This window comes from Oceanobacter sp. ABM4_470 (assembly GCF_056158645.1).
The window spans coordinates 3,709,703-3,727,233 of sequence record NZ_JBSWTR010000001.1; the positions used below are offsets into that span (position 1 = coordinate 3,709,703).

General features: G+C 56.6%; 13 protein-coding genes. 4 read left to right on the forward strand and 9 right to left on the reverse strand.

Going from position 1 to position 17,531, the window contains the following annotated elements; genetic code table 11:
• Positions 1 to 46: 46 nt before the first annotated feature.
• Together rho and trxA are read right to left on the reverse strand one after the other, a co-directional pair.
• Positions 47 to 1,309: a transcription termination factor Rho gene (rho, locus tag ACXADJ_RS16395; RefSeq protein WP_475067906.1), complete on the reverse strand. Its 1,263-nt coding sequence runs from the start codon at positions 1,307 to 1,309 to the stop codon at positions 47 to 49.
• Between the two features lie 182 nt (positions 1,310 to 1,491).
• Positions 1,492 to 1,818, reverse strand: a complete 327-nt coding sequence (trxA, locus tag ACXADJ_RS16400; protein ID WP_028291991.1) for a thioredoxin TrxA — start codon at positions 1,816 to 1,818, stop codon at positions 1,492 to 1,494.
• A gap of 157 nt (positions 1,819 to 1,975) precedes the next feature.
• Between trxA and ppx the strand changes: the two genes are divergently transcribed.
• On the forward strand, positions 1,976 to 3,478 hold the full coding sequence (ppx, locus tag ACXADJ_RS16405; protein ID WP_475067908.1) for an exopolyphosphatase: 1,503 nt from the start codon (positions 1,976 to 1,978) through the stop codon (positions 3,476 to 3,478).
• Positions 3,479 to 3,553: 75 nt separating this feature from the next.
• Here ppx and ppk1 read toward each other — a convergent pair whose 3' ends face one another.
• From ppk1 to rpiA, 4 genes are all read right to left on the reverse strand, one after another.
• Positions 3,554 to 5,653 carry a polyphosphate kinase 1 gene (ppk1, locus tag ACXADJ_RS16410; protein WP_475067910.1) on the reverse strand — a complete coding sequence of 700 codons (2,100 nt, stop codon included), beginning with the start codon at positions 5,651 to 5,653 and terminating at the stop codon, positions 3,554 to 3,556.
• A gap of 14 nt (positions 5,654 to 5,667) precedes the next feature.
• Entirely contained in the window at positions 5,668 to 6,681 is a 1,014-nt protein-coding gene (gene hemB, locus ACXADJ_RS16415; protein WP_475067913.1) for a porphobilinogen synthase, read from the reverse strand.
• 189 nt (positions 6,682 to 6,870) lie between these two features.
• Positions 6,871 to 9,909 carry an intermembrane phospholipid transport protein YdbH family protein gene (locus ACXADJ_RS16420; RefSeq protein WP_475067916.1) on the reverse strand — a complete coding sequence of 1,013 codons (3,039 nt, stop codon included), beginning with the start codon at positions 9,907 to 9,909 and terminating at the stop codon, positions 6,871 to 6,873.
• Positions 9,910 to 9,963: 54 nt separating this feature from the next.
• Entirely contained in the window at positions 9,964 to 10,638 is a 675-nt protein-coding gene (rpiA, locus tag ACXADJ_RS16425; RefSeq protein ID WP_028291986.1) for a ribose-5-phosphate isomerase RpiA, read from the reverse strand.
• 181 nt (positions 10,639 to 10,819) lie between these two features.
• On the opposite strand from rpiA, the gene ilvA reads away from it, so the two are divergent.
• Positions 10,820 to 12,337: a threonine ammonia-lyase, biosynthetic gene (ilvA, locus tag ACXADJ_RS16430; RefSeq protein ID WP_475067919.1), complete on the forward strand. Its 1,518-nt coding sequence runs from the start codon at positions 10,820 to 10,822 to the stop codon at positions 12,335 to 12,337.
• Positions 12,338 to 12,433: 96 nt separating this feature from the next.
• Here ilvA and smrA read toward each other — a convergent pair whose 3' ends face one another.
• Entirely contained in the window at positions 12,434 to 13,018 is a 585-nt protein-coding gene (smrA, locus tag ACXADJ_RS16435) for a DNA endonuclease SmrA (protein ID WP_475067921.1), read from the reverse strand.
• Positions 13,019 to 13,324: 306 nt separating this feature from the next.
• On the opposite strand from smrA, the gene ACXADJ_RS16440 reads away from it, so the two are divergent.
• On the forward strand, positions 13,325 to 14,386 hold the full coding sequence (locus tag ACXADJ_RS16440) for a hypothetical protein (protein ID WP_475067923.1): 1,062 nt from the start codon (positions 13,325 to 13,327) through the stop codon (positions 14,384 to 14,386).
• 71 nt (positions 14,387 to 14,457) lie between these two features.
• On the opposite strand, the gene ACXADJ_RS16445 is transcribed toward ACXADJ_RS16440, so the two are convergent.
• Positions 14,458 to 15,177, reverse strand: a complete 720-nt coding sequence (locus ACXADJ_RS16445) for a DUF481 domain-containing protein (protein ID WP_475067925.1) — start codon at positions 15,175 to 15,177, stop codon at positions 14,458 to 14,460.
• Between the two features lie 135 nt (positions 15,178 to 15,312).
• Positions 15,313 to 15,570: a DUF2798 domain-containing protein gene (locus ACXADJ_RS16450; protein ID WP_475067927.1), complete on the reverse strand. Its 258-nt coding sequence runs from the start codon at positions 15,568 to 15,570 to the stop codon at positions 15,313 to 15,315.
• A 250-nt stretch (positions 15,571 to 15,820) separates the two neighbouring features.
• Here ACXADJ_RS16450 and ACXADJ_RS16455 point away from each other — a divergent pair, with 250 nt between their 5' ends.
• On the forward strand, positions 15,821 to 17,458 hold the full coding sequence (locus ACXADJ_RS16455; protein WP_475067929.1) for a polyhydroxyalkanoate depolymerase: 1,638 nt from the start codon (positions 15,821 to 15,823) through the stop codon (positions 17,456 to 17,458).
• Positions 17,459 to 17,531: the final 73 nt, after the last annotated feature.

Sequence of the window (17,531 nt, forward strand, 5' to 3'; positions counted from 1 at the left end):
GCTCGAGTTGAGCGGCTTCTTCAGAGTCTGAATCGCTTGCGGGGGCTTATTTGCCGCCACGCATGGAATCAAAGAACTCGTCGTTGGTCTTGGTCTGACCCAGTTTGCCCAGCATGAATTCGATTGCTGGTACGTCTTCCATTTCGCTCATCAGCTTGCGCAGAATCCACAGGCGCTGCAGGTCAGCTTCAGGGAACATCATGTCTTCACGACGGGTGCCGGAACGACGGATGTTGATGGCCGGGTAGATGCGTTTTTCCGCAATCTTACGATCCAGGTGCAGTTCCTGGTTACCGGTACCCTTGAATTCTTCGTAGATCACTTCGTCCATCTTCGAACCGGTATCAACCAGCGCGGTGGCGATGATGGTCAGCGAGCCGCCTTCTTCAACGTTACGGGCAGCACCAAAGAAGCGCTTTGGTTTTTCCAGGGCGTTGGCGTCAACACCACCGGTCAGAACCTTACCAGAGGAAGGAATCACGGTGTTGTAGGCACGGGCCAGACGGGTAATGGAATCCAGCAGGATCACTACATCACGCTTGTGTTCAACCAGACGCTTGGCTTTTTCGATCACCATTTCAGCAACCTGTACGTGGCGGGCTGGTGGCTCATCGAAGGTAGAGGCAACCACTTCGCCGCGCACGGAGCGCTTCATTTCGGTTACTTCTTCCGGACGTTCATCGATCAGCAGAACGATCACGTCACAATCCGGGTTGTTGTGGGTAATGGACTGCGCAATGGTTTGCAGCAGCATGGTCTTACCGGCTTTTGGTGGTGCTACGATCAGGCCACGCTGGCCTTTACCGATCGGAGCAATCAGATCCAGTACGCGGGAAGACAAATCTTCAGTGGAACCGTTACCGCGTTCCAGTACGAAGCGTTCGTCCGGGAACAGTGGGGTCAGGTTTTCGAACAGTACCTTGTTCTTGGCATTTTCTGGCTTGTCGTCGTTGATCTCAGCGACTTTCAGCATCGCAAAGTAACGTTCGCCGTCTTTGGGCGGACGAATCTTGCCAGCAATCTTGTCACCCTTACGCAGGTTGAAACGGCGAATCTGGCTTGGCGATACGTAAATATCGTCCGGGCCGGCCAGGTAAGAGCTGTTTGCACTTCTCAGGAAGCCGAAGCCATCCTGCAGAATTTCCAATACCCCATCACCATAAATATCTTCACCGCTTTTGGCGTGATGCTTGAGGATCGCAAAAATAATGTCCTGTTTACGCGTACGGCTGACGTTTTCCAGGTTCATTTCCCGGGCGATTTCAAGCAGCTCAGGAACGGACTTCAATTTAAGATCGGAAAGGTTCATAGGGAAGAATGTGATTTGCAGTTATTGGAAATAAGGAGTGCTTGATTTGAATATCAAGGAGAGGCGTGCTCTGGAGGACCCAAAGCTTGATTTGAACTATAGACCCTATATTTCAGGGTGTCCAGACCAAAAGGCGAATAGCCGCCTTTTGGTTGGATTGATCACAGATCAGCTGATCTGAATCAGATTGCCTGCTGGATGAAGGCAGTCAGTTCAGACTTGCTCATGGCACCAATCTTGGTGGCTTCGACGTTGCCGTTCTTGAACAGGATCAGGGTAGGAATGCTGCGGATGCCGTATTTAGGCGCAGTCGCTTCATTCTGGTCGATGTTCAGCTTGGCGATTTTCAGCTTGCCTTCGAACTCTTCGGCAATCTCTTCCAGAACCGGAGCGATCATCTTGCACGGGCCGCACCACTCTGCCCAGAAATCTACCAGTACTGGCAGGTCGTTGCCCAAAACGTCGGCTTCAAAAGTATCGTCACTGGTGGTGATGATGAGATCGCTCATGGTTTCCCCTTGCGTGTTGAGGTCATAATTGCCTGTATTGTACGCCGGACTTGAATGGAATCAATCACAACCATTGCCCAAATATGGGATGGACAAGCCCATTTCGCAGTTGCATATTCGGTGTTTTGCAGCAGAAAAAGCGTCAGGATAACGAGTTATGTCTGATACACCTGCCCAGCCTGGCGAGCTGATTGCCGCGGTAGATCTGGGTTCCAACAGTTTTCATATGGTGGTGGCCCGTGAGTTTCACGGCGAGTTCCGGACGCTGGAACGACGGGGTCAGAAAGTGCAATTGGCCGCGGGTTTGGACGATCAGTTCCAACTGTCGGAAGAAGCCCAGCAGCGTGGTCTGGAGTGCTTGCGCGAGTTTGCCCAGCGTTTGCAGGGCATGGACCCGGCCAAGGTCAGCGTACTGGCCACCAACGCCCTGCGGGCGGCGCGTAACCGGCAGGAATTTATTGACCGTGCCGAGGCGGTACTGGGCTATCCCATTGAAGTGATTGCCGGTCGTGAAGAGGCCCGCCTGATCTATCTGGGCGTATCCCACACGCTGGCCGACGATGCCGGTAACCGTCTGGTGGTCGACATCGGCGGCGGTAGCACCGAATTCATTATTGGTGAGCGCTTTGAACCGAAAGCGCTGGAAAGCCTGCACATGGGCTGTGTTTCCTTTACCAAACGCTTCTTTGCTGATGGCAAGATCAACGAAGCCAACTTCGACAAGGCCGTGGCGGCTGCCCGTCAGGAACTACTCAACATTGAAGGCCAGTACACCCGGCTGGGTTGGGACAGTGCGGTGGGCTCATCCGGCACCATTCGGGCGGTGGAACAAACCGTGGTGGAGTTTGGCTGGTCGTCGGAAGGTATTACCAAACAGGCCCTGAAGAAGCTGCGCAAGCAGGCGATGCAGTTCGACACCATCGATGATGTCGCGCTGCCGGGGGTCAAGGTAGAACGCCGTCAGGTGTTTATTGGCGGGCTGGCGATTTTGACCGCGGTGTTCGACACCTTTGGCATCGAGCACATGGTCTACAGCGATGGCGCCCTGCGTGAAGGGGCCTTGTGGGATCTGTTCGGTCGCTCTGACCATGAAGATGTGCGGCGTCGGACGGTGCAGTCGTTGAAGGAACGCTTCTTTGTCGAAGACGATCAGGCCGAGCGGGTACGTGATACTGCACTGGCGCTGTTCGCTCAGGTGAAAGATGCCTGGGGAATGGACGACAGCATGGCGAACTGGCTGGTGTGGGGTGCAGAGCTGCATGAAATTGGCTTGAGCCTGTCTCACAGCGGTTTCCACAAACACGGTGCCTATTTACTGCAACATGCCGACATGCTGGGCTTCACTCGTCAGGGACAGGCCAAACTGGCGGCGTTGGTGCGCTGTCATCGACGCAAGTTTGCGGTGGCCGAGTTCGATACCATCTCAAAATCCCGCCGTAGCCAGATGATTCAGCTGGCCCGCTTGTTACGGCTGGCGGTGATTCTGAATCACGGCCGTGGCGTGCATCCGGTGCCGGTGCCGCAACTGGACGCTGAGGATGATTGCCTCAAGGTGGTGTTGCCAGAATCCTGGCTTGATGAACATCCACTGACGGCCGGAGATCTGGCGGCGGAAGTGGATTATCAGAAGGCGGTGGGCATGGCGCTGGAGGTTCGCTGAGGCGACGTTTGGTCGCTATTCGGCATCAGCCACAGAAGAAAGCCCTGGCTTCGCAAGAAGGCAGGGCTTTTTGTATCAGCTGGAGGCAGCGGCCAGGTTGTCGATGAGGATATTCTGGGCGCGGATGATCTCTTCTCCTTCGGCCGGTTGGCGACGAATGTAGGAACCGTCGGATTGCAGAATCCAGGCCTGACTGTTGTCGTCCATATAGGCTTGCAGCTCGGATTTCACACGTTCCTTGAGCTTGTTAGACTCAATCGGGAAGGCGGTCTCCACCCGGTTCAGCAGGTTACGTTCCATCAGATCAGCGGAGCCTGCGTAGACTTCGTCCTTGCCGTCATTGAGGAAGTAGTATACCCGGGTGTGCTCAAGGAAGCGGCCAATGATGGAGCGCACTTCAATGTTCTCTGACACACCGGCAATGCCCGGCCGCAGGCAGCACATGCCGCGAATGATCAGTTCTACTTTCACACCCGCTTGGGACGCCTTGTAGAGCGCCTTGATCAACTTGGGCTCGGTGAGGCCGTTGGCTTTCATACGAATCAGCGCCGGTTTGCCAGCTTCCGCATGGGCGCGTTCGCGGTCGACCATGGCGATCAGGTTCTTGTGCAGGGTGAACGGCGCGTGGAACAGCTTCTTGATCTTCAGTGCCGCACCCATGCCAGTCAGTTGCTGGAACACCGCGGCCACGTCTTCACCAATCAGGTCGTTGCTGGTGAGGAAACTGTAGTCGGTGTAGGCGCGGGCGTTGCCGGCGTGGTAGTTACCGGTGCCCAGGTGCACGTAGCGTTTGTAGCGGTCGCCTTCCTTGCGCACGATCAGCATCATCTTGGCGTGGGTTTTATAGCCCACCACGCCATACACCACGACAGCGCCGGCTTCTTGCAGACGGTTGGCCAGATAGAGGTTTTCTTCCTCGTCAAAGCGGGCTCGCAGCTCGATAACGACGGTCACTTCCTTGCCGTTACGGGCGGCATCCACCAGTGCGGTGACGATCTCGGATTTGGCGCCGGTGCGATACAGGGTTTGCTTGATGGCCTTGACGTTGGGGTCCTTGGCCGCTTCGCGCAACAGGTCGACCACCGGAGTGAAGGATTCGAACGGATGCAGCAGCAAGGTGTCCTTTTCGCGCATGCTTTCGAAGATCGACTTCTTGAACTTGATGTTCTTCGGCAGGCCCGGTGTGAACGGGGTGTACTTCAGGTCCGGGCGGTTGATCTGGCCAATCACTTCCATCAGGCGGCCGAGGTTCACCGGGCCGTTGACCTTGTAGAGGTCGTTCATGTCGAGGCTGAACTTGTGCAGCAGGAAATCGACCAGCTCGTCCGGGCAGTTGTCGGCCACTTCCAGACGCATTTCCTCACCGAAGTTACGGGAATGCAGTTCGTCTTCCAGGGCCGAGGCGAGGTCGTTGGTGCCGTCTTCGTCGATTTCGAGGTCGGCGTTACGGGTCACCCGGAACTGGTAGCAACCTTTTACGTCCATGCCCGGGAACAGCTCGTCGGCGTGTTCGTGAATCACCGAGGACAAGAAAATAAAGTGGTCGCCGCCGTCGGTCAGGTGATCCGGCAGGCGAATAATGCGTGGCAGCGAGCGTGGTGCCGGAATAATGGCGAGGCCGGTTTCACGGCCAAAGGCATCTTTGCCGTCCAGCTCAACAATGAAGTTGAGCGACTTGTTCACCAGACGTGGGAACGGATGGGACGGGTCGAGACCAATCGGACTGATCACCGGCTGAACGCTGTCGCGGAAGTACTCTTCGACCCACAGGCGTTGCTCTTCGGTCCAGTCACGACGACGCTGGAAGTGAATGTTCTCGGCTTCCAGTGCTGGCAATACAGTGTCGTTGAGGATGCGGTACTGACGCTCAACCGTGACGCTGCAAAGGTCGTGAATTTCACTCAATACCTGCTGCGGGTGCTTGCCATCGGCACCGGCACGTTCACGGGCAAAGGTCAGCTGTTGGGTCAGGTTGGCGACCCGCACCTCGTAAAACTCGTCGAGGTTCTTGCTGAAAATGCAGAGGAAGAACAGCCGATCCAGCAGCGGATGGCTTTCATCCAGTGCTTGTTCCAGAACCCGAATATTGAACTGCAAATGGCTCAGTTCGCGGTTGATGTAGTACTCGGTGTTGTTCAGGTCGATCGGGGTATCGATGTTCTGTTCTTCGCTCATTCTTGTTCCTGTTATCAGCCTTTGTTGATCCACTCGGCGTATTGTTTGGCGTAGTAGGTCAGGATGCCATCGGCACCGGCGCGTTTCATGGCGGTGAGGGATTCCACCATTACGGCGTGGTCGTCGAGCCAGCCGTTGGCCGCGGCGGCCTTGTGCATGGCGTATTCACCACTGACCTGATAAACAAATGTTGGTGCCTGGAATTCGTCTTTGACGCGACGAACAATGTCCAGATACGGCATGCCTGGCTTGACCATCACCATGTCTGCACCTTCGGACAAATCCAGTGCCACTTCGTGCAGGGCTTCGTTGGAGTTGGCCGGGTCCATCTGGTAGGTCTTCTTGTCGGCCTTGCCCAGATTACCAGCGGAACCGACGGCATCACGGAATGGGCCGTAATAAGCCGAAGCGTACTTGGCGGAGTAAGCCATGATGCGGGTGTTAACGAATTTTTCTTCTTCCAGTGCGGCGCGGATGTCGCCAATACGGCCATCCATCATATCCGACGGTGCGACCACATCGGCACCAGCTTCGGCGTGTGACAGTGCCTGTTTTACCAGGGTTTCAACGGTGATGTCGTTGAGGACGTAGCCGTCCTTGTCGATGATGCCATCCTGACCGTGGGTGGTGAACGGGTCCAGTGCCACGTCGGTCATGATGCCCAATTCCGGCACGGCTTCCTTGATGGCGCGAATAGCGCGCTGCGCCAGACCGTTGGGATTGAAGGCTTCTTCAGCCATTTCCGACTTGGCGCTGTCCGGAGTTACCGGGAACAGGGCCAGCATTGGAATGCCCAGGTCGAACAGGTATTTGGCTTCTTCAACCAGCAGGTCGATGGACAGGCGTTCGACACCCGGCATGGAGGCGACTTGCTCGCGTTCCTGATGGCCTTCCAGCACAAACATCGGGTAGATCAGGTCGTCGGTGGTGACGGTGTTTTCGCGCATCAGGCGACGGCTGAAGTTGTCCCGACGCATGCGGCGCATGCGAGTTTCCGGAAACATTCGCTGAGAATCGTTAAAGGCCATGATGTGCTCCTGTATACCCGTAAAATCGTGCGGGGATTGTAGCGCCCTTTGGCCCGCAACGGTTGACTTTATACCGCATGAAACAGTGATTTGAGCCAGTCGTAGGGCGGTTTTGGGGTCATCCGGGCGGATGCTAGCGCCGGATTGTTACGATTGGGTGCCTGTTGCAGCAGATTGTTTGGACAGCCGTTACTGATAGCGGCTTTCAAGATCGCTGATCAGATCGTCGGCTACCCGCAGGCTTTCCAGCAGGTCGAGCAGGTTGTAATCCAGATTGACGTTCAGGTGGGTGGCCTGACCATCGAAGAAATCCGGATTATGGCCTTCAAACTTCAGGCCCAGATTCAGCGCCCCATCGGGCTGATAGCGGATGTCGGTTTCCAGCTGATTGAACTGGAAGTTTTCCAGCGCCTGCATGGCCAGTCCGACCGCCGGGTCGGTATTGGCGAGGGCGGCACTGGTTTCGGTCTGGTAGCGAATCACGCCGCCCGGAGAGCGAGCATAGAGGGTGCCGCGAGGAATCATCGGCCCGTCCTTGGTCAGCAGGATCGGCAGCGCGCCGTCGAGTGAACCTTCGGCCTTGACCTCTGCTGAGGGTTCCAACTGCGCCAGCTGGGCCAGTTGCAGGTTATCCACCGCCACACCGAGGGTATTGGTGTCCTGACGGCTGTCGTAGTGCATCGCCGGAATGTAGATCTGGCCACCCAGAAGGCGGGTGGATAGCTCGCGAATATCGGCGCTGACCCAGTCCTGCTGGCGGCCGATGTTCATGCTGATACGCGCCATGGTGTTGCTGAGGGAAATACCGGTGTTGATGCTATTGGCATCCAATTGGGCGGTGACTTCATAGCTGTCCGGCTGTGGGCGAACGGCCATCAGCAGGTTGGTATTTTCGGTGGTGATGCGGTTGTCGTACACCATGCTGAGCTGGTCAATACGCAGCATCAGGTTGGGCTGCAGAATCACTGTGCTGTTGTGTTCTGCACTGCTATTACCAGTAGGGCTGGCGTAGCCTGGTAACTGCCAGTTGATCCAGCCCTGACCGGACAGGCGGCCAGCCAGAATCTGGGTGCCGGTGAGATCGGCCAGTGATTGCAGGCCAGCCTCGCTGAACGACAGCTGACTGTCTTCGATGTGGAATTGAGCATCGCCCTGACCATCGTCCAGCTGATGCTGCAAGCGGAATTCGCTTTTGAGCTGATTGTTAGCCGCAGCCAGCTGGCCACTGGCGCTGACGCCGTTGCCGGGCAGGTCTAGGTTGATTTCACTGCGGAGACGCACGTCGGGCACCGGCCATTGTTGCCAGCGGGAGCTGCGCAGACGCAGTGAGACATGGCAGCGTGGTGTTTGCAGCGATGGCTGACACTCCAGCGTCGAGGCGCCAAGATTGAGTCGGGTGGGTTTGTGGGCCGGGGTCGTCTTGATGGTGCTGGCATCCGGGCTCAGGGTCAGCGGGTCCAGCATCAGCGCCAGTGACGTACTGGATGTCAGCTGTGGGCTGCTGCCGCTGAGGTTCCATTGCTGCTGCAATGGCTGGCGCTGTTGAAGGCTAACGGTAGGGACATTCCAGCCCGGCAGTTGTTGGGCGTTGAGGCGAAGTTGGGTGTCGCGGATATCCACAGCAAGGGGTGTACTGGCGTTGCTTGGCAGGCTGACGGCAAGTTGGCTGTTCAGTTCAACGTCAGCAGTAACAGCATTCATGGCCAGGCTGTGTTGGCTGTTCAGTGTTGCCTGAAGGCGGCTTTCGAGCGGCGTGATGTCAGCATTCAGATCCCAGTGCAGTTTGCCGGACGCGGTCAGTGCGGCAGGCTCGTTGAACTGATAATCCAGCTCCGGGCTCAGTCGGCTCTGGCAGTGGCCAAAGTCGTCGCTGCAGCGCAGGGTGATGCCATCCGCCAGTTGGGCCAGTGACAGTTCGGTGTTGCTGTTGCCGTTAGCCGTGGTTTGCTCAAGCTGTAATTGCAGAGCGCCGAATCGGCTCTGAATACGCCATGGCTGGCTGCTGTGAGCGCCGCTGCTGTGCGATACATCCAGTGTCAGCAGCTGACGGCTGCTGGCCAGTGGCTGCAATTGCAGCTGTGCCTGACTAGACCGTGTTTGGATGGGCAGTGTCTCGCTGGATTTGGAGGCTGCTGGCGCTTGCGACTCGGGAAGCGAGCTCGTATTGGCCGACAGCAGTGTCGATAAGTCCAGGCTGAACGGACGGTCCTGGCTGCTTTCCAGCGTGGTGAGGCTGTTCAGTTCGGCGTCCTGAGGCCAGCGGAAGCGGTTTGGGAAAGAGGCATTGAATTGGCTATCGACTTTTTGCAGTTGCGCCAATACCGTCAGCCACAGGGCCTGATCGTCGGCCTGCCATTGCGGTAAATCCAATGCCGTGGCAATCGCCTCGCGTGCCGGTGCGGGCAGCTGCGCCAGTTGCTGCTGCAACGCTGGTACCACTAACACCTGACGGCCATTCACTCTGGTAACACTGCTTTGGGTGCTGGTCTGGTCATTGGCTTGGGTTGTTGTTTGGTCAGCTGTTTGAGTCTGTTCTACCGCAGCAAACCAGTGGGCCAGCAGGCTTTGCTGGTCGCGCAATTGCCCCAGTATCTGGCTTTGGTCGGTGCCATCAATTAACTGGAATTCCAGCACCCACGATAGGTCGGTTTGTGCGGGCAAAGGCTTCAGGTCACCGGCGATGCGCCACTGCTTGGCGTTCATCTGAACCAGCAACTCGGCATCCAGTAACGGATGGTGCAAGGCGAGGGTATCAATGGTGATCTGATCAATCGGCAGCTGCATCAGGCTATGCAGCTGAGGTATCTCAATCCACGGTTGTTGCAGTTGGGCGGCGACTTGTTGCTGGCGCTGTTGGGCGCTGGCTTCGACCAATGTGTCGCCGGTGCTGCCGAGGATGATGTCCAGCCGTTCAGCGTGCAGGTTTTGCAGTTGGCCGCTGAGTACCCCGCTGGCATCGTAGTGCAGTTGCAGCTGTTGAACATCGATGGCGGTGCCGTCGGCGAGGGCCGTGCGGGCGTATTGCAGGGTCAGTTGGCGGCTGTCGAGCTGGCTGATGTGCCAGTTGACTTCAACACCGGTGACGGATGTCACCAGCGGCGGCAGCTGGTTCAGTCCTCGCTGCAACAGCGATGGAAACAGCCAGATACCGGTGGCGACCAGACCAAGGGTCAGCAAGCCCAGCAGGGCCAGGAGCATCACCGTGCCTTTCAGCATACTGACAAGCACAGTGACTCCTCTGCGTTGCCGTCCTGGCGAGCTTGCTTCCGTCATGGGGAGGGATTACTCCGCGGTGAGGGTTTTCACGCCTTCGCTGGTGCCCAGCAACAGGGTGTTGGCCGGACGCAGGGCGAATAGACCGTTGGTTACTACACCAGTGACCATGTTGAGTTTCTTTTCCAGGTCCATGGCGGCGTTAATGGACAGGTTGTAGACGTCCAGAATCTGGCAGCCATTGTCGGTGATCACGCCTTCGCGGTAGACCGGGTCACCGCCCAGCTTGACGATTTCACGGGCCACGTAGGAACGTGCCATCGGAATCACTTCAACCGGCAGCGGGAAAGTCCCCATGGTGTCGACCAGTTTGCTTTCATCGGCAATGCACACAAAGTGCTTGGCGGTGGCTGCAACGATCTTTTCGCGGGTCAGGGCAGCACCGCCACCTTTGATCATTTCCAGTTTGTGGTTAACTTCGTCAGCACCATCGATGTAAAACTCGAGGCCACCGACGTTGTTGAGGTCGTACACTTCGATGCCATGATCGCGCAGACGCTGGGCGGTGCCTTCGGAGCTGGCGACAGCGCCATCGAAGTCGTGTTTGTACTTGGCCAATGCGTCGATAAAGCAGTTGGCGGTGGAGCCGGTGCCGACACCAATGATGGAGTCTTTATCCAGTTTTGGCAGGATCAGTTGCACCGCGGCTTCGCCAACGGCTTGCTTGAGTTCGTCTTGAGTCATGGTTGCTTCACTGTCAGGGTACGGATTCCCGCACATTATAGGGTGACGTGCGGTACAATGTACCAAAATCTATGCTGAAATCTGGTTCAGAAAACGGTACAGCCCCATTCGCTAACCCCTCTCTTTGCCTGACCCATTCACAAGCCCGGAGTTCATCCGGTTTTTGCAAGGTAGTCCTTTCATGCTTAACGAGTATCTGAGAAAAATCCTCACCTCACGAGTGTACGACGTTGCCGTTGAAACGCCGTTGCACGTTGCGTCGTTCCTGTCCGAGCGTTTGGGGAATCAGATTTGGATCAAGCGTGAAGACGAACAGCCGGTGTATTCCTTCAAGATTCGTGGCGCCTACAACAAGGTGGCCCAGCTGACCGAAGAAGAAAAAGCCCTTGGCGTGGTGGCTGCGTCTGCTGGTAACCATGCTCAGGGTCTGGCTCTGGCGGCCAAGGAACTGGGTATCAAGGCGGTGATTGTGATGCCGCGTACCACACCGGACATTAAAGTGCGTTCGGTTAAAGCCCGTGGTGCCCGGGTGGTACTGCATGGTGATGCTTTCGACGATGCCTATGCCTACTCGCAGAAGCTGGTGGAAGAAAAGGGCATGACCTACATCCACCCGTACGATGACCCGGAAGTGATTGCCGGTCAGGGCACCATTGGCATGGAAATCCTGCGCCAGATGAAACAGCCGGTCGATGCCATTTTTATTCCGGTCGGTGGCGGCGGTCTGATCGCCGGTGTTGCTGCCTATGTGAAGGCGCTGAAGCCGGAAGTGAAGATCATTGGTGTGGAAAGCACCGAGTCGGCCTCCATGGCGGCGGCGCTGGAAGCCGGTGAGCGGGTTACCCTCAGCGAAGTGGGGATCTTTGCCGATGGTGTTGCCGTGGCCACCGCTGGTGAACATACCTGGCAGGTAGCGAAAGAATGCGTTGATGAAGTGATCACCGTCACCCCGGATGAAATCTGTGCGGCGGTGAAAGATATTTTTGATGACACCCGTGCAGTGGCGGAACCGGCTGGTGCGCTGGCGGTAGCCGGGGTGAAGAAGTACGTCGACCAGAACGGCTGCGAAAACCAGAATCTGGTGACCATTCTGAGCGGTGCCAATGTGAATTTCGACCGTCTGCGCTACGTGTCAGAAGTGGCTGAAATTGGTGAAGGCCGTGAAATCATTCTGGCCGTGACCATTGCGGAAGAGCCGGGCAGCTTCCAGCGTTTCTGTGCTCTGCTGGGCAAGCGTCCGATCACCGAATTCAACTACCGCTTTGGCGATGCCAACAAGGCGCAAATTTACGTTGGTGTGAAAGTGGGTGCCGAACCGGGCGCTCGTGATGAACTGCTGGCCGAGCTGCGCGCCGACAACTACCCGGTGGTGGATTTGACCGACAACGAAGCCGCCAAGTACCACATTCGCCACATGGTGGGTGGTCTGGCACCGGAGTCTGTTACCGACGAACGCCTGTACCGATTTGAATTCCCGGAACGCCCGGGGGCGCTGCTGAAGTTCCTGCGCACGCTGGGCAAGCGCTTTAACATCTCGCTGTTCCACTACCGCAACCACGGTGCTGCCAGTGGCCGTACGCTGGTGGGCTTGCAGGTGTCTGAAGACAAACTAGAGCAACTGCACGGTTACCTGGATGATCTGGGTTACCCGTATTGGGACGAAACCGACAACACGGCGTATCAGCTGTTTTTGCGCTGACAATCGCGGTTTCTGAAACCAAAAACGCCCGACATTGATCGGGCGTTTTTGTATATATCACAGACTTAACCGCTGATTCTGCGTCAGCTGTATGGCTTACAAGCGGCCTTTGCTGAACTGCTCGCGTGCCAGCTGTTTCTTGCGGTCGCTTTTGCGCAGCAATACATAGAAAGCACCGGCGCCGCCGTGATGCGGTTGGGCCGTGTGGAAGGCCTGAACGTCGTCGAGATCTTCCAGCCATTGCGCCAGATAGCTTTTCAGTACCGCCGGGTCGCCTTCATTGCGATCGCCTTTGCCCGGCAGGATCAATACGTTGCGAATATCGTGGCTGATGCAGTCGCCAACAAAGCGGAATACCTGCCGACGGGCTTCTTCCACGGTACGACGGTGGAGGTCGAGGCGCGCTTCAATTTCGTATTTGCCCAAACGCAGTTTGCGGAATACGCCATCCTGAATGCCCGGGCGTTTGTAACCCACCACGTCGTGGGGGCCAATGCGTTTTACTTCCGTGGTTTGCAGGTGGTTGGGCTCTTTTTTAGGTTGATCGTCCACGGCGGCCAGACGGCGGGCTTGCTGCGAGGCAAGTTGGATATCCCCTTTCCGAATGGCGACTTTTGGCTGATTTTGCAGTGGTTTTACGTCCTGCATTTCCTGCAAGAAATCGTCGTCGATATCGGTCATGGTCTGTCTCTCCTGCGCTGGTGAGCCGCATTGCCAGCCGTTATTTTGGGCGATAGCGATCGGCTCCGTTGTCGGTTATATGATAACCGTGTATGACCACCAAGGGGTACTGTCGGCAGGATTGACCGTTGCAGCGGCTGCAGACCCTACGTTGCCGGGGGCCTGAATTCAGCAGAGGGGCCGGAATTCAGCAGAATTGGCGGGCCGTGAGGGTGACACTTCTTTGCTGACGCTCACTTCCCGATCACGGCGGTGGGCCCTAGACTGGGCCATCGTATCGATATTCACTGGCTTCGGACGGGGATTATGCCGCGTTTGCTTGTTTCAACATTGCTGACTTTTTTGCTGCTGCTTTCCGGTGCTGCACAGGCGCTGGAGGGCAGTCGTCGGGTGATGAACTGGGCCGATCTGTTGGGCCTGGACACGACCCAGCAAGAGCAGATCAAGAACATCGAAAAAACCTACCAGAGCCGCTTTTCGGACATACGTGAGAACCTTGGGCCTTCCTGGGGAGAGCACTTTGACGAACAACAATGGCTTCAGGAACGGTTGGCGGCGCGGGATTTGTTCGCTGCCATGCGGATTGAGTTGCAGTCAGTTCTCACCAGCGAACAGCGCCAGCGGGCCGACGACATTGTGCGCAAGTTTCACAGCCGTGCCACTCGCGGCATTCTGGCACGCATGGCGCGTGGCATTGATCTGACCGAAAACCAGCTGGCCGACATGGATATTCTTGCCAATCAGGTGATTGATCAGTTTTCGTGGCCAGTGGATCACAGCCAGATCGAAGCCGGTCGTGTAGGCATAGAGCGGATTTTCAGCGAAGTACTGTCGCCCACGCAGCTGATGGAATTGCAGCAGCGCGAGCGCGACGACAAACGCAGCTGGCCGACTCTGGATAACCTGTCGGGCTCGCCGTTCCGGGAGCCAGATGATGGCCGTAACAGGGATCGTCGGGACTCAGACAAGAGCATGCGTAGTGATCCGTCGGAGCCCGGAGAACGTCGTTCATCCGACGGCATGGCCGACAGAGGCTCTGATCGAATGTCTGATGGCCGCACAAGCCGAAGAGCCGAACCCGACCGCCGCCAGCCGCCACCGGAGGGTAGCGATCGACCGCCGATGGATACCGGCGCCATGCTGGGTGTAATGCCCGGCTTTGCCCCTGTACCGCCACCACCGCCGGGCGGATCGGACGGTAGGCATTTTGATCTGGACGAACTTTGCATGCGGCTAGACCCGGGTACCGGACTGGAAATGCCGCAACGGCCAAAGTCAGGTTCACGCTGTGGCTTCGAGCTGCAACCACCCGAGCCTGCCGCCGGGTTTGATGACCTGATGACACCGGAGATCAGTGAGCGCGATTAATGCTGCTAACGAGCGTCCCTGACAGCCATAAAAAAACGCCCTTGAATCGGGCGTTTTTTTGTGGGATCGGATTAGTAGCTGTAAACCAGCGTGACGCCGAATTCGGTATCGGTGTTTTCGGTATCGGCCGGTACATTGTCGGTGTAGCTGACGGTGTAGGTGATTTTGGTGGCCAGTGAGCCATTCAGCTGGCTTTTGAGGCCGGTTTCACTTTCATAGCTGCTGGATTCCTGTCCCAGTTCTGCCACCAGATGCTGCATAAACTGGGTGCCTTCGTTGATCTGCCAGCTGTAGTCGGCAACCAGCCGAGCGATGGCTTCTTCTTCCAGTTCGCTGGAGTCTTCCAGTTTCTTGCGCGAATAACCCGGGCCAACTTCAACGTCGAGGTTGTTGATGTCGTCGTCCAGTACCCGGTAACCGTAACCAACGGAGGCGGTGGTTTCGTAGGTGTAACCAGAGAAGCGGGCACGTTCATGATCGACATGAATGGCCAGGTAAGAGCGCTCGGTGAAGTTACGGTCGAACTGGGCAGCACCGTAGTAGGTTTCCTTCGAGACATCACCGTCTTCACGGCTGGTCAGCGCTTGCAGTTTGTAGCTGGAATCCCACTGGATGCCTTTGCGCTTGGCGCCAAATTTGGCATTCAGGCTGCTGGTGTCGGTGTTACCTGTGGTGATAATGCTGCCGAGTTCAGCAAAGCCGCCCCAGTACGGTGGTTGCTTCTTCTCTTCTTCTGCGTGAACGACGCCGCTGGCAGCGATCATTGACACGAGCAGTGCCTGGTACTTCATATAATTCTCCATCATTCGCCGAATAGGTCGTGGTCAGTGTACTGGCATCAGTACGCTGTTGCACCGCAGGCGGTGCCCGACTATTGGTTGTCGGTGCTGGTCTAAAGTTCGCCTGTAAGTGTCAGCAAAGGGTCTCTAGTTCTGACGGGCGAAGCGATGAGACAGCTTCAGAATGGCCGGACCAAAGGCAAAGGAAATAACAAAAGCCGGTGGCCAGGCCAATAACCAGGCTTTCATCCAGAAGCCGAAGTAGCCATTTACGGCACCCAGGTTGATGTAGGTGATCCAGCAGGTCATCAGGAAGCTGAGCACCATCGACATCAGCGCGCTGTGGATAACTCGGAGTTTCAGATTCATGGCAAAACGCTCGCTCAGGAACAAACGCGGCAGCATAAAGGACTGATTGAAGACGATAAGGCTGTCGCTAACAACAGTGTGTTGTTCTGTGAGTTGAATGTCGATCAGAGGATTTTACGACGGTTATTGGGATCAATTGGCCGTTTTTGCATCAAACGGTATGTGTGGCTGTTTTTTATACGATTTTGGCCTAAGGGCCGACCATGCAGCCACGGGTTAATCTGTTAGGCTTTTATTCATATTCGATCCAAAACTACCCGATCGCCCAGTCTGGAGGGGGACCCTCATGCTGTACAACATGAATGCTCATTTTATGGATGCCATGCGCCCGGTGCATGTAATGGCACGCATGACCCGGCAGTTTCTTTATCAGCCACTCAACCCGCTCAACTACTCCGTTACCTTTCGCACCCTGCGGGCTGGCATGGAGCTGACTGAACGCCTGACAGACTGCTACGAAGCGCCGGCATGGGGACTGGATTCGACCGAAATCAACGGTAAGGATGTGGGTATTTCCTACGAGGTGGTGCAAAGCAAGCCATACTGCAACCTGCTGCATTTCAAACGCGAAGCCGAGCTGGAGCCACAGCCCAAGGTGCTGATGGTCGCGCCTTTGTCTGGCCATTATGCAACGCTGTTGCGGGGTACGGTGAAAGCCTTTTTGCCGGATCACGAGGTGTACATTACTGAGTGGAAGAACGCCCGTGACGTGCCAATGGCCGATGGCACCTTTCACTTTGACGACTATGTCGATTATTTGATCGATTTCCTCCACACCCTCGGCCCGGACGTTCATGTCATGGCCGTTTGTCAGCCGTGTGTGCCTGCGTTGGTAGCGGCAGGTCTGATGGCGATGGACGATGACCCGGCCCTGCCTGCCAGCATGACCCTGATGGGGGGCCCGGTGGACGTGCGTATCAGCCCTACCGAGGTGAACGACTATGCCTCCGGCAAGGATCTGGAATGGTTCGAGGATAACGTCATTATGCGGGTGTCCCGCGGTTTTGCCGGTCGCGGTCAGCTGGTGTATCCGGGCTTTATCCAGTTGTCCGGTTTTATGTCGATGAACTGGGATACCCATATCAGCAAGCACTTCAAATTCTTTACGGATCTGGTGCGTGGGGATGGCGATAGCGCCGAAGGTCACCGCCTGTTCTACAACGAATACCTGGCGGTGATGGATATGCCCGCGCATTACTATCTGGACACCATTCGCAAGGTGTTCCTCGATCAGGACCTGCCCAGCGGCACTATGGAACACCGCGGCCGACTGGTCGACATGAAAGCCATCAAAAACATGTCGATGATGACCATCGAAGGTGAACTGGATGATATTACCGGCCGTGGGCAAACCGCCTGTGCGCTGGATTTGTGTGAGTCGATTCCGAACTCCCGCAAGCTGCATCTGGAGGCAGAGGGTGTGGGCCACTACGGGATTTTCAACGGTCGCCGCTACCGCGAGATGATTGCCCCCAAGATCAAGGCCTTTATGGCCAAGGCCCCACTGAGCGGCAAGGCCGTGCCTGCCAGTGAAGCCAAGGCAGTTGCCGCAACAACCGCTGCCAAACGCAGTGCGCGTGCGGTTGCGCCAGAACCGGCTTCGGCATTGGCCAAGCCCAAAGCGGCTCGCAGTCGCAAGCCTGCGGCTGCCAAGGCGACTGAAGCCAAAACTTCCGCAACCAAAGTTTCCGAAGCGAAAGTGCCTGACGTTACAACTCAGGAAGTAAAAGCTCAGGAAGTGAAATCTACAGAGAGCAAACCTGCGGCAAAAACGACAACGGCCAAATCTTCCACACCTAAAACGCCTGCTGCGAAGACCCCAGCCACGAAAGCTGCTGCTCCCAAGCCAGCTGCTGCTGAAAAAGCGACAGCAAAGAAGACCGCCGCCCGCACGACCCGAAGCACCAAAAAAACCGACTCCTGATCGTCTGCGGTGAGCCTCCAATGGGCTCACCGTGTCTTTTCCTTACCCATGTCCTTACCCCCGCCTGTCAACG